Raw genomic sequence first — 14067 nt, 5'->3', positions numbered from 1 at the left:
ATGATAAACGCAGTAGGAAGAGATATACCGGAAGAGATCCTGGAGATGACCGGTAAAGAGGTATTCCAGGGAAATCATTACAGGGACGGATATGTGTACAAAAAGGACGGCCCGTATACAAAGTGTGTAGTCAACAATACACAGAGCAAGCTGGTTGCAAACATCCATGATGTGCTGGTAAAATGCGGCATCAAGGACGGCATGACTTTAGGCTTCCATCACCATTTCCGTGAAGGTGACTATATCGTAAATATGGTCATGGAAGAAGTACATAAGATGGGTATCAAGGATATCACCATCTGTGCCAGCTCCCTTGGCAAGGCACATGATCCCATCGTTCCTTACATCGAAGACGGCACCATCACCAACATCCAGTCTTCCGGTGTACGTGGCAAGATCGGTGAAGCCATTTCCGCAGGTAAATTAAAGGGACTTGCTATCATGCGTTCCCATGGCGGCCGTGTAAGAGCCATTGAAAGCGGCGAGACCAGGATCGATATCGCATTTATCGGAACACCTACCTGTGACGATTACGGCAACTGCCGTGGTATCGGCGGAAAGAGTGACTGTGGCGTGCTTTCCTACGCTATGGTGGATGGTGACTATGCAGATAAGGTAGTAGCGATTACTGACTGCTTGGTACCGTTCCCTAACTTCCCGGCCCATATCTCCATGACAAAGGTTGACTATGTAGTAGTAGTAGATGCTATCGGTGATCCGAAGAAGATCGCTACCGGCGCAGCAAAGCCAACTACGGATATGAGAAAGCTGATGATGGCTGATTACTGTACCCAGTTCGTAGTAAACAGCCCATATTTCAAGGATGGCTTCTCTTACCAGACCGGTGTAGGCGGTGCATCTATCGCATCCACCATCTCCCTGTCTAAGATCATGAAGGAGAGAAATATCCGCATGCGTTTCGGCGTAGGCGGCCTGACCAAGCCAATGTGTGACCTGCTGATCAACAATCAGGTAGACTGCCTGTTAGATACACAGGACTTTGACCTGGCAGCAGTAGAGTCTGTAAAGAACTTAAAGCATTTCCGTATTTCTGCCGGTGAGTATGCAGACCCATTTAACAAGGGCGCTGTAGTAAATAAGCTGGATTTTGTTATCCTTGCGGCACTGGAAGTGGACGTAAACTTTAACTGCAACGTGGTTGTAGGCTCTGACGGTGTGATCACCGGTGCCCAGGGCGGACATCCTGATACAGCAGCAGGAGCTAAGTGTACCATCGTTATCGCACCACTGCTTCAGGGAAGGATCCCTGCAATCTGCAGCGAAGTTACCACTGTAACCACTCCGGGAGAGAGCATTGACGTAGTTATCACTGATTATGGCATTGCCATCAACCCAAGAAGACAGGATCTGATCGAGGCAATGAAGGGCGTAGACCTGCCATTTAAGACCATTGAAGAACTGCGTGACATCGCATACTCCATCGTAGGCGAGCCGGAGAAGGTTAAGTTTGGAGACAGAGTAGTAGGTATCATTGAAGCCCGTGATGGCACGATCATGGACGTTGTACGCCAGATCAAGCCATATGAATTTGACAACGAAAGCAAGTAAAAATAAATAGACAGATGAACAAATCGCCTGCTCAAGCAGGCAGTGGAGCACGTAAGAGCAGGTTTGTGAGTATGTTTATCAGATATTTGTGAGTCTGCAAATGCAAGAGAAGGCCCATGCAGGCTGCCAGTACGGCAGCAGCATGGGCTTTTTTTCTATTTCAGTTTCCACTTCAAAAGCAGAGCAGAATTAGTAATAACCAGCACGGATCCTGTATTATGTACCAGAGCCCCAATAACCGGATTTAACTTTCCGGTAATGGTCAGTGTAATAGCCATAAAATTCCGTGCTATGGAGACATTGACAGAGATCATGGTTTCAGAGTAAACTTGCATAAGACGTATTTTTACTGTGAATGCCAGCCGTTGCTGTGAAAACTGTGGGTGGGAGAGAAAAAAGTTGGTGTTCAGGTTTTGAAAAGTGAGGAAGATAGAATGAAACAATCACTTGAACTGGCAGAAAAACTGATCCGTCAGAGTTATCTTGAAAAAAATGAATATATAGAACTGTTATCTGCTTATAAAGATGAGAAAATTGTGATCTGTCTGAGAAAAGAAGCAGATAGACTCCGCCAGAAATATTATGGAAATAAGGTCTACATGCGCGGTCTCATCGAATTTACCAATTTCTGTAAAAACAACTGCTATTACTGCGGTATCCGCCGGGACAATAAAAATGCCAGCCGTTACCGTCTCACAAAAGAAGAGATTTTAGACTGCTGTAAAAATGGTTATGAACTGGGCTTTCGCACCTTTGTGCTCCAGGGAGGCGAAGATCCTTATTTTACGGATGATAAGATCGTGGAGATCGTTAAGAAGATCCGAAGCGCTTATCCAGACTGTGCCATTACTCTTTCCATTGGAGAGAAAACAAAGGAAAGCTACCGCCTTTACAAAGAAGCAGGAGCAGACCGGTATCTGCTGCGCCATGAAACGGCAAATGAAGATCACTACTGTTATCTCCATCCAGAACAGATGAGTCTTGCAAATAGAAAACAGTGTCTGCAGGATCTAAAAGATCTGGGATATCAGACTGGCGCAGGTTTTATGGTGGGTGCACCGGGGCAGACTTTAGAGTGTCTGGCAGAAGATCTGGTATTTTTAAAAGAATTAAACCCGGAAATGGTAGGGATCGGACCATTTATCCCACATCATGATACCAAATTCGCTGATGAGCCTGCAGGAAGTGTGGAATTGACGCTGTTTTTATTATCGGTTTTGCGTATCATTCTTCCAAAATGTCTGCTTCCTGCAACAACAGCTCTGGGAACCGCAGATCCAAGGGGGAGAGAAAAGGGACTGCTGGCAGGCGCAAACGTAGTGATGCCCAATTTATCTCCAGTGAAAGACCGTAAAAAGTATGAACTGTATGATAATAAGATCTGTACCGGCGATGAAGCGGCTGAGTGCAGAGTCTGTCTTAAGAACCGGGTGAAGTCTGTTGGTTTTGAACTGGTGGAAGACAGAGGGGATGTGGCTTTGTAGTGTTTATGCTGTAACAGGACAAAATATATATTTACAAAATGTTCTCTCGGAGTCTTCCCTGCACCTGCTTTTGTGGCCGATTTTTCGCCAGCCGTACCCGAATTTCATCAATGTACGCACTGCGTACACCTCAGAAATTTGGGTACAACTGACAAAAAATCTTCTCACAAAATCAGGCACAGAAAGATTCAGGGAGAACATCAAATTCAGCAGGAGGAAATAGGACAATGGGACATTTTTATTTTGTAAGACATGGCCAGACAGTATGGAATGTGGAAGGAAAGATCTGCGGAGCAACAGATATTGCTTTGACACAGCTTGGTCATGAGCAGGCCATAGAGACAGGAAAGAAGATTTTAGAAGAAAAGATCCATGCAGACGAGATCCTGTATTCACCTCTGATGCGGGCTGCAGATACGGCAAAACATATTTCTGAGATCACGGGCATTCCGGCCCGTGAGGAATTACGGTTAAAAGAGCAGAATTTTGGCATATGGGAGTCCACACCCAGAGGTGGTGAAGACTTTAAAAAGGCCAAACAGTCCTTTGCATGCAGCTATGAAGGCGGGGAGTCTATGTTGCGTCTGGCTCAGCGGATCTATAATCTCTTAGATGAGATCAAAGATAAGTCAGATGAGAAAACATATATCCTGGTAGCCCACAATGGCATTGCCAGAGTGGTGCAGTCCTATTTCCATGACATGACAAATGAAGAATTTGCAGCTTATGGGATCCAAAACTGCGAGATAAAAAGATATGATTTTTAAACGAAATGATCCACTCACCTGTTGCGAAGCAATAAGCAGCAGGTGAGTGGATCATTGCAGGTGACATGTCCGTTTAGAAGAAATGCTCTGTTATTTTGAAAATGATGTATCAGGATCAGACCTGCTCCATCAAAATATCCACTACTCCGCCACAGACCATACCATCATCTTCAGCGTCCTGTCCGGTAAGATCCCCGTGATAAAGGATCGGAGAGTGGTCATCATCATGGATCATTTCCAGGGCGCGGCGTACAACAGCGGATTCCATACAGCCGCCGCCGATGGTGCCGATAATGGTTCCGTCCTGAAGGACTAACATTTTTGTGCCTACGCTGCGTGGAGCGGAGCCACGGCGGGCTACAATGGTAGTCAGGATGGCCGGAAGCCGTTCAGGAGAATGATTATTTAAGAAGCGGGATATTTCCGTTGGAAAACCGCAGCTTTTCAGCTTCTGGTTCTTTACCTGAATGATCTCCGCCATAATGGCAACACCAATTTCTGCTGGTGTTTCCGCACCGATATTTAAGCCAATGGGAGTGTAGACCTGATTTAGAACTTCCGGGTCAGTACCATTTTCAATCAAAACTTCTTTTACTTTTGCCACACGCTTGCGGCTGCCGATCATACCGATATAGGCATGGGGCATTTTAGCGATCCGCTCTAAGCAGATCTGGTCATATCTGTGGCCTCTGGTAAGGATGATAAAATAAGTATCCTTGGAGCCTTTGGTCTGGTCAAGGCCATTTTCAAAGGAGTCGCAGATCACCTGATGGGCACCGGCTCTTCTGGCATTATTTGCATAAAGAGGCCGGTCCTCTAAAACTGTTACTGTAAATTCCATCATGGCACCAAGCTGGATCACTGGCATGGAAACATGGCCGCCGCCGCAGATCACCAGGCGCTTTTCTCCACCCAAGCAGTCGCAGAACAGCTTTTTTCCCGCTGCTGTACTCTGTCCGCTATCATGGAGTTTTCTTATTTCTTCCTGATTTTGAGAGAAGAATCCACCTTTTGTACTTTCCCATATCAGCTTTTCATCTGAAAAGAAAGCTTTTTCCCCGAAAGCATCCTTCTCTAAAATGGTGTAAAGGATATTCTGACGGTTGGGACTTACACTTGCTATAGCTTCGTATACATCTTTAAATTCTGTTGTTCCTGACATTTTTACAACCCCCATTTTGATCCATGTACGTTTCTAGTACATCGTTTTTGAAATAACTATACCACTCACTTGTCTGCGAATCTGATTGCACAGGCCTAAAAGCCTCAGCGTAGCCCGCTACGCCTGCGTTTTTAGACCTGCACACTCAAATCCGCATCCTGCGTGATTAGTACAGTTATTTACGAAACGATGTACTAGTACATATTGTTTTGCTTATGCACAACATGCCAATGGCATGTGCGTCAGTTACCGTAAACTGTTATTGAATATTTTTAATAACGGTCTGTAAATATTAATTCTTATTATACCATTGTAAGAGAACGGGGGCAAGCAGCATTCCTGAAAAATAATAAGCTCTATACAAAAAAATAAAGATGCTTACGGAGTATGTTTAAAGGCATTTCAGAAGGAAAATTTCCAGCATTTTCCAGGAAAACAACGGAAAATGTAAGTGTTTACAAAATTTATGTAAGTATTTACAATTTTGTATTTGAAAAGTGGAAAAAGTGTGGTATACTGCATTTCAGAAAGGACATTCCGGGGTTTCGGAAAGGGATTCCGGGAAACGCCGGAAGAGTCCGGAAAGAGAAACAGGAAATAAAAAGAGGGAATGGTCCGCATTAGGAAAGGAGAATATTTAAATTATGGCACTTCTGAATTATGATGTATTAAAGAAATCCGGTTACGATGGCTATATCCTGGAGGATGCTCCAGTGAAGGTTTTACAGTTTGGTGAGGGAAACTTCCTTCGCGCATTTGTAGATTATTGGTTTGACCTTGCAAATGAGAAGGCCGGATGGAACGGCAAGTGCTGCCTGGTACAGCCGATCGCACCAGGTCTTGCAAAGATGATCAATGAGCAGGAAGGTCTGTATACTCTGTACTTGCGCGGAAGCGAAAACGGCAAAAAGGTAGATGACAAGCGCGTGATCTCCAGTGTTGCTAACTGCTTAAACCCATATGAGAAGGCTGATTACGACAAGATGATGGAGGTTGCTGCAAGCGACGATCTGCAGATCATCGTTTCCAACACCACAGAAGCTGGTATCCAGTATGATCCATCCTGCAAGAAGGATGACTGCCCACCATCAAGCTTCCCGGGAAAGCTGACCCAGGTTCTGTATCATCGTTTCCAGGCCGGTAAGTCAGGGATCATCATGCTGGCCTGCGAGCTGATCGACAACAACGGTAAAGAGCTGTTAAAGTGCGTAAACCAGTACATTGATCAGTGGGAGCTGGGCGCTGACTTTAAGAAGTATGTAAATGAAGACTGCACCTTCTGTGGTTCCTTAGTAGACCGTATCGTTCCAGGACGTATCCGTGATGCAGAAGAAGTTAAGGCTCTGGATGCAAAGAACGGCTATGAAGATCCTCTGACAGACGTTGGTGAAGTATTTGGCGTGTGGGTAATCGAAGGCGATGAGAAGTTAAATGATGTACTGCCATTTAAGAAGGCTGGTCTGTTAGACAAGGTATTCGTTACTCCAGATATGAGCCCATATAAGAAGAGAAAAGTCCGTATCTTAAACGGTGCTCATACAGGTTTCGTTCTGGGTGCTTACCTGGCTGGTGAGAACATTGTTCGTGATTGTATGAACGATGAGACCATTAAGGGCTTCATGAACAAGATGCTCTACGATGAGGTTATCCCAACCCTTCCGCTGGACAAGAATGACCTGTTAAACTTTGCAGCAGCTGTATCTGACCGTTTCAATAACCCATTTGTAAACCATGAACTGATGAGCATTTCCTTAAACTCCACCTCTAAGTGGAAAGCAAGAAATATGCCATCCTTCCTGGAATATATCAAGGAAAAAGGTGTTCTGCCAGAGTGCCTGACCATGTCACTGGCTGCATACATTGCATTCTACAGCAATGATATTCAGTCTCTTACTGATGCAGGCCTGGTTTGCAAGCGTCCGGCTGGAAATGAGTATACTGTAAGTGATGACCGTTGGGTACTGGAATTCTACAACGATCACAAGGCTGATTCTGCAGAAGAACTGGTACATGCAGTCCTGACCAATGAGAAGATGTGGGATCAGGATCTGACCCAGATCGAAGGTCTGGAAGCTAAGGTTGCAGCTGACCTGAAGCTGATCCGTGAAAAAGGCGCTAAGGCTGCATATGCTAGCTGCCTGTAATATGAAAAGGATACAAAATACCTTTTGACCACAATATCAAAGAGTAAACTCAGGTTTCCCGCGCTGACGCGCTCTACTGCCTGCTAACGCAGGCGAAACCTTCGTTAATGGTCCAAGAAAAACAAATGCCACCTTCGGTGTCGCTTGTTTTTCTTTTGGACTCATTATATCGTGTAAGTAACAGAAAGGCTGTCCGAAAGCGGGCAGCCTTTTAATAATGTGCCTGATGGTACACGTTTTTTAAGTATTATTGTATCAGTCCCGTTTTCGCGTATTCTTTTAGCTTTTCTCTCAGGATCGTATCATTTGGATTCAGATATTTCCGTACATTAGCATAAAGCACTTCATCTGGCTTTAACATCGCACGGTACTGGGCAGGAGTGCGATGAAAAGTAGAACGGAAGCGGGAAGTCAGAGTCTTTAAATCAGGGAAGCCATTTTTTAATGCAATGTCTGTCAGATTTTCATTAGTGTAGGTCAGGTCATTTAATGCATGTTGAAATCGTACTCTTGTGAGATATTCGTGGAAATTGATACCTACCATTTGTTTAAATAGAGTTGAAACATAGGTCCGGTTGTACTGGGCGTAGTCTGCCAGATCCTCCAGGGATAATTTTTCTGCATAATGTTCCTCTACATAACTGAGGAGAAGGCGGATCGTAGCACGTCGTTTGTCTTCTTCCGAGATCAGATTGATCTGTTGGGGATCAAATTCTGTAAAAAGCGTGATCAGAAGCAGTTCCAGGTTTGCTTTTGCGCTTAACTGGGCATAGACGCCGCCACATTCTAATGATTGCCATAGCTGGCTCACATAAAAGCGGATATGGCAGAAACGATCTTCGTAGCGATTGCTTTCATTGGAAAGGCAGGTAGGAAACTGGTAAATATATCCCTTTTTAACTAAAAATTTCAGGGCATTTGACGGAAAATGCAGGACAAGAGCCCGGGTGCCAGGCTGCTGGCGCATGGAGGCGTGTCCATTGCCGGGGGCAGTCAGGATAAGGTCATCCTCTGAAAGAGAATGAGTCTCTGTACCACGGCAATATTCCTGAGTTCCATGAAGGACGATGCTCAGCTCATATTTATCCGTATGCCAGTGATAACGGTAATTCATGATGCTGTGTGCAAAGCAGCGCAGATGGATATTTTCACGGGGCAGGTTCATTTCATAACAGGTTTCTTCCATTTTGTACTCCATTTTATTTTTTTAAAATCTTTATACTTCATTTTATTCTTTTAAAATCCAAATATTTTCCCTGTTGTAAAATTTGGAAAAAATAAAATATCATTTGCAGACCTGACTTTAGAATAACGGTCAATATGGCTTCTGTCAATGATTGTTTCTGTATATATACAAAATAAACTTCCATGAAACAGGCAAAATGCACAAGAGGTGTAATAGGAAATTGGCAAAAATTACAGGGGAAATGTTTGGATTTTAAGTAAGTATAGATTGAAGATGGAGAAACAGAAAATGAAGCAGGGAGAATAAGAAGGCGAAAAAACTTCAAATATTTTGCAGCGACAAAAAGGCAATCTTTTGTTAAATTAAGCATAACAATAAGCCAGGCCCGGGCAGCTAAAAGCTTATGGAGTTTTCAGACTATATTAATAATGATGTAATAATGGAAGGTAAAAGAATATGAATACTCAAATGATGATCTGTATGGTGATCTTTGTAGCTACTCTGGTCAGCTATATGATGAATAAGATACCAATGTGGCTGACAGCAATGATCTCTCTGACTGCATTGTATTTTACAGGCTGCATTGATGCAGCTGGCGCACTGGCTGGTTTTTCAAATGTTAATACGCTGCTTATGGCAACTATGTTTATAGTAGCAGCAGGTTTCCGCCGCACATCTCTGGTAGATGGAATGTGTAGTGCCATTATGAAATTGACAAGAGGAAGTTTTCTCACAGCCTATTTTGGATATATCCTGATTGCTATACTACTGACTAACTTTATTGCCAGTCCGATGGTTGTATATGCGATCGTAAGTCCCCTGCTGGCAGCTTTTTGCGATAATACTGGTCACAGTCGTTCTCAATACATGTTCCCGATCATGGTCGTATGCGTAGCATGCTGCGGTATCCTGCCATTATCCACTGCCATCCAGCAGGCAGGACAGTTTACAGGATTTATGGAAACCTATGGATTTACTGGCATGAGCATTCGTGCAGTTGATTTTACAATTGGTACATGGCCGATCCTTATTATTGTTCCATTATGGGCATTACTGGTTGGACCCAAATTTACTCCTAAAACACCAGTAGTTCCTATTGAAGCTCTGGAAAATCAGAATACAGGAAAGCGGGCACAAAAACTTAGTCCAACTGTAGATAAGATTGGGATAGTTGTTTTCTTCGGTACGATCTTGTGCCTTATTTTTTCCAATAAATTACATCTTACTACATGGTCAGTCGCATTGACCGGAAGTCTCCTAATGGTATTGTTTGGGGTTGTAGACCATAAATCTGCATTGCGTGATATTCCCTGGGATATGCTGATGCTGTTTGTGGGTGCATTGGCTTTGGGAACAGCTTTGACCAATACCGGAGCAGGCGATATGATTGGAAATGCCCTGGCATCTGCTGTTGGCGGAACTCATAACAATTATGTATTAGGTGCACTGTTTTTCCTGATTCCATTCGTACTTACCCAGTTTATGCTGAACCGTTCCGTATCTGCAGTATTTGTTCCAATCTGTCTTCTGACCTGTTCTGCATTGGGAGCAAATCCGACTGGACTGGTACTGTTAGTTAATGCAGGTTCTCTGACTGCATTTTTAACACCTATGGCAACTCCGGCTGTACCAATGTGTATGGCTGATGGCGGTTATGATTTACGGGCAATTTTTAAGAGCGGTGTATTGATCACGTTATTCCTGCCATTTATTTACATCTTTTATACCATGACTGTATTTCCTGCATTTTAAAGAAGGGAGAACATTGTTATGACGCGGGAAGAGAAAATTGCAATTGCAGATATGGTACGCAGCCGGGACCGATTTGGTCCGGTAAGTCCGGAAGAACTTGCTGCACTGCCGGGAAAAGAACAGGAGCTCTGGGTCCATACAAAAAATGGAAAAACTGTGCATGTTTTCGAAGAACGTCCGGATAATTTACCAGAGCAGGCTGCACTGCTTTTAAATTTTCATGGCGGCGGATTTTTGAAAGGACGTACAGACCGGGATCGCAGATATTGTTGCTGGGTTATGGAGCAGCTGAATTGTATGGTCTGGGATGTTGATTACAGCCTTGCACCGGAAGCACCATTTCCTTTTGCAGCGGAAGAAGCTTATGAAATTGTAAGTTATGTATTTGAACATGCAGCAGAGCTTGGAATTGATAAGGAAAAGATTATTCTTGCCGGACACAGTGCTGGTGGTAATCTGGTGGCATCAGTTTTGATCAAAAATGCGGAGACGAAAGAACTGAATCCCTGCTGTGCGTTGATGGAATATTTTCCCACAGATAATACTGTTGACCCAGTAGAAAGGCTGTCAGAAGAACTGAAAAAAGATCCGTTTTGGGTGAAGCGTGCACAAACAGAAAAAATGTATACTGATTTTTATGTAGGAGATGCTGATGCATCGGATCCACTTTGTTCACCTGCATTTGCCAAAGATGAGGCATTGGCTGTATTTCCGGATTGTCTGATTATATCAGCAGGGGAAGACAGCCTTAGAGATGAGACAGAAGCATTTGGAATGCGTCTGGCAAAAGCAGGGGTCTGTGTGACTATGCAGCGAATTATCGAAGCTATGCATGGATTTACTACAAATCGGACATCAGGCTGGGAACGGGCACTGGATCGTCAGTACAAATTTTTTCAGGAGCATTTAAGATAGAACAAATGTCAGAAGAAAAGATATTATATGAGGAGTAAGACAATGAAGATTACAGATGTAAAGCTGCGTTTTGCAAAGCATTATCTGTTTGTACAGATATATACTGATGCCGGGATCACAGGTCTTGGCGAGGCTGGCAACTGGGGATATTTACAGGCCACAGCAGCAGCTATTGAAAAGTTTGCAGATTACCTGATCGGAAAAGATCCATTCCGCATTGAGGATTTTAATCAGAATTTCCTGCGTTCCGTGTATTTCCGCGGTTCAGTGATCATGAGTGCTATTTCTGCTATTGATATTGCTCTGTGGGATATTAAGGGTAAGGCACTTGGAGTTCCGGTTTATGAGCTTTTAGGCGGAAAGACCCGCGAAAAAGTGCGTGTATATGCATCTGTTATGCATCTCACAGAAGATAACAATGAGCTTGCAAAGCAGTATCAGCAGTTGCAGGAAATGGGCTTTACAGCTGCAAAGATCTTCTGCAACGGTCCGGTCAGCGCACCAGATGGAAAAGGAGAATTTTATTCCAGCCGCATTGAACGTGAAGTGGAAAAGGTACGGGTATGCCGTGAAGCTGTTGGAAATGATTTTGATTTTGTGCTGGAAGTGCATCGGGGCATGACACTGCCGGAAGCGGTTGCGTTTGGCCGTGCAGTAGAGCCTTACCGACCTATGATATTGGAGGATCCGGTTCCACCGGATAATGTAGATACCATGGCAGAGGTAGCATCCAAGGTGGGTGTTCCTATTGCTACAGGAGAGCGTTTTATCGACCTGCGCGAGTTTGAGGTGCTGATGTCACGCCACGCCTGCCAGTATGTCCGTCCGGATGTGTGTGCAGTAGGCGGTATCACTGCCAGCAAAAAAATCTGCGCACTGGCAGAAGCACATGATGTCCTTGTGATTCCTCATAATCCACTAGGACCGGTGTCCACAGCAGCTTGCCTGCAGATCTGCGCGTCCATTTCAAACCTTGGTATCCAGGAACTGCCTGGTTTCTGCTTAAATGGTGCAGAAGACAAGATGGTAAAAGAACCACTCCGCTTTGAGAACGGCTGTATGCTGATCCCGGAGGCACCTGGTATTGGCGTGGAACTGGCAGATGATGCAGAAGATCTGTATCCGGCTAATGAACGTGGCAGCAATGCAGCTCGCAGAGCCTTTGATGGTTCTGTGAAAGACTGGTAATGTAAAATCGAATAGAAAACACAATTTGACCACAGTTTTGTCACATTTATTCTCTATGATTAGTTGCGGCAAAGGAGAGTAAAGCGATGAAAAAAGAACTGATATTGACAGCGATTTTAGCAGCTGTGGTAGCAACTGGATGCAGTAGCAACCAGGCACCTGTACAGACCAAGACACAGGCAGAAACAACAGAAAAGGCACAGGAAGCAGTAACGAAAATGCCCCCCAAAGGTCAGAAAGGTGACAAAGGGAATAAGCCATTTTATGAAGGAATGGGAATGGCACAGACCCCAGACATTTCTGAGCTTCTTACAGGAAGCATGGATCTGGCTGATTATAAAGATAAATGGGTTTACAATGAGGACTATGACTGTTACAGTCTGGAATACGTGGTCTACTGCGAAAATCCCGTTGACCCGGTAAAGGAATGCATGAATATTTATGTTCCTGCGGCATATATGAATGCAGACGGAACCATCAATGAGACGGGTGAGATAAACGGTTACACAGCCCAGAGCGCACCTATTATCTACAAAAATGGTGTTGGCGGATATGCAGAGGCAGATGCTTCAAAGATCTCTGATAAAACAAAAGAATATCTGGAGCAGGGATATGTATTTGTATCACCTGCCAGCAGAGGCAAGGAGACACAGTCAGAGGACGGAAGCTATATTGGAAAATCCCCGGCAGGTCTGGTTGATTTAAAGGCAGGTGTGCGCTTTTTAAAGGCAAATGATAAGGTAATGGCAGGTGATGCCAATAAGATCATTTCCATTGGAACCAGCGCAGGGGGAGCAATGAGTGCTCTTTTAGGAACTACAGGAAACAGTGAAGATTACAAAGTTTATCTGGAAGAGATCGGCGCAGTCATGGATTCTACGGATGATGTGTATGCAGCACAGGTTTACTGTCCGATCACAGATCTGGATCATGCAGATCTGGCTTATGAGTGGATGTATGCAGATCTTCCTGATTACAGCAATGATATGACAGGGGAAACTGGTACAGCCACTGCGTTTGAACAGGCGTTATCAAAGGAGATGTCCTCAGCTTATGCAGCTTATATCAACGGCCTTGGACTGAAAGATCCAAAAACAGGAGAACCGTTGACTTTAAGTGATGATGGAAAGAGCGGCAGTTTTTATGATTACATGGTAAAAGAGACAGAAGATGCAGCTACTACGTACCTTACAAGGCTGGAAGACGGCAGTTTATCTGTTTCCTATTCTCTGGATGACTATCTGAAGGGAAATTATACAACTTCAGGTAAAGGTCCGAAAGGAAGGGGAACGGAAGTGGCCGGAACAGATCTTACTGGTTATCTGAAGTGGGATGGAAAGACAGCTGAGATCTCTGATTACGATATGTATCTTTCTGTTTCCAATCCAAGAATGAAGAAGGTCATGGCCTTTGATAATTTGGAAATGACCGATAATTCTGCGGAAAATATGGAATTTGGAGATGAAGCTAACCGGTATAAGCATTTCGATCCTTATATTGCAGATATACTGGAAAATTTAAAGGCCCAGTTCCCGGATGAGTATGAAACATATATGGAAGCTTATGGCAGTGTTTCCGGTGATAAGAAAGTGGAAGAAAGCAGGAAACTGTTAAATCCCATGAATTATATTGGAACGGATAAGCAGGCTGATGCAGCAGACCATATCCGTATACGGGTAGGAACAGAGGACGGAAATACATCACTGTCTGTAGCGGCAGTTCTGGCTCTTGCTCTGGAGGATAAGACGGATTCAGATGTAGATTACGCATTAGTGTGGGCACAGCCACATGGAGATGCTGATTATGAGGGAGAGCTGATCTCCTGGATCAACAGTATCTGTAAATAAAGTTTCTGTCTGGACTTTTTTTGATGAAGTGTTATATAATAGACCAAAAGTGA

The 14067-nt window shown here is 44.1% G+C and carries 10 protein-coding genes and 1 pseudogene; 8 read left to right on the top strand and 3 right to left on the bottom strand.

The annotated features are described in order from the left end of the window. Entirely contained in the window at positions 1-1569 is a 1569-nt protein-coding gene (gene citF, locus OGM16_02325) for a citrate lyase subunit alpha (GenBank protein UYJ47134.1), read from the top strand. A gap of 155 nt (positions 1570-1724) precedes the next feature. Here the strand turns inward: citF and OGM16_02320 are convergent. Further along, positions 1725-1880 (bottom strand): annotated as a pseudogene (locus OGM16_02320) (cation-transporting P-type ATPase). Positions 1881-2003: 123 nt separating this feature from the next. Here OGM16_02320 and hydE point away from each other — a divergent pair. Further along, positions 2004-3053, top strand: coding sequence for a [FeFe] hydrogenase H-cluster radical SAM maturase HydE (gene hydE / locus OGM16_02315; protein ID UYJ47133.1), 1050 nt, complete (start codon positions 2004-2006; stop codon positions 3051-3053). A gap of 227 nt (positions 3054-3280) precedes the next feature. Then, on the top strand, positions 3281-3820 hold the full coding sequence (locus tag OGM16_02310) for a histidine phosphatase family protein (GenBank protein ID UYJ47132.1): 540 nt from the start codon (positions 3281-3283) through the stop codon (positions 3818-3820). 115 nt (positions 3821-3935) lie between these two features. Here OGM16_02310 and OGM16_02305 read toward each other — a convergent pair whose 3' ends face one another. Next, positions 3936-4982 carry an XdhC family protein gene (locus OGM16_02305; GenBank protein ID UYJ47131.1) on the bottom strand — a complete coding sequence of 349 codons (1047 nt, stop codon included), beginning with the start codon at positions 4980-4982 and terminating at the stop codon, positions 3936-3938. A gap of 644 nt (positions 4983-5626) precedes the next feature. Between OGM16_02305 and OGM16_02300 the strand changes: the two genes are divergently transcribed. Continuing rightward, positions 5627-7126 (top strand): tagaturonate reductase, encoded by a 1500-nt coding sequence (locus OGM16_02300; GenBank protein UYJ47130.1) that lies wholly within the window; start codon positions 5627-5629, stop codon positions 7124-7126. 247 nt (positions 7127-7373) lie between these two features. On the opposite strand, the gene OGM16_02295 is transcribed toward OGM16_02300, so the two are convergent. Then, positions 7374-8312: an AraC family transcriptional regulator gene (locus OGM16_02295; GenBank protein ID UYJ47129.1), complete on the bottom strand. Its 939-nt coding sequence runs from the start codon at positions 8310-8312 to the stop codon at positions 7374-7376. A 456-nt stretch (positions 8313-8768) separates the two neighbouring features. Here OGM16_02295 and OGM16_02290 point away from each other — a divergent pair, with 456 nt between their 5' ends. The 4 genes from OGM16_02290 to OGM16_02275 all read left to right on the top strand — a co-directional run bounded on the left by OGM16_02290 (position 8769) and on the right by OGM16_02275 (position 14014). Continuing rightward, positions 8769-10064: an SLC13 family permease gene (locus tag OGM16_02290; protein UYJ47128.1), complete on the top strand. Its 1296-nt coding sequence runs from the start codon at positions 8769-8771 to the stop codon at positions 10062-10064. Positions 10065-10082: 18 nt separating this feature from the next. Then, complete coding sequence (locus OGM16_02285) at positions 10083-10979, top strand: alpha/beta hydrolase (protein ID UYJ47127.1); 897 nt, start codon at positions 10083-10085, stop codon at positions 10977-10979. 42 nt (positions 10980-11021) lie between these two features. Continuing rightward, on the top strand, positions 11022-12167 hold the full coding sequence (locus OGM16_02280; GenBank protein ID UYJ47126.1) for a mandelate racemase/muconate lactonizing enzyme family protein: 1146 nt from the start codon (positions 11022-11024) through the stop codon (positions 12165-12167). Between the two features lie 86 nt (positions 12168-12253). Beyond that, positions 12254-14014: a hypothetical protein gene (locus OGM16_02275; protein UYJ47125.1), complete on the top strand. Its 1761-nt coding sequence runs from the start codon at positions 12254-12256 to the stop codon at positions 14012-14014. Positions 14015-14067 lie beyond the last annotated feature (53 nt).

The sequence above is a fragment of the Lachnospiraceae bacterium genome (genome assembly GCA_025758065.1).
Classification (GTDB): Bacteria; Bacillota; Clostridia; order Lachnospirales; family Lachnospiraceae; genus Enterocloster.
The sequence above is the reverse complement of the archived record's forward strand: the minus strand, read 5'-3'. Positions and strand labels throughout refer to the sequence as shown.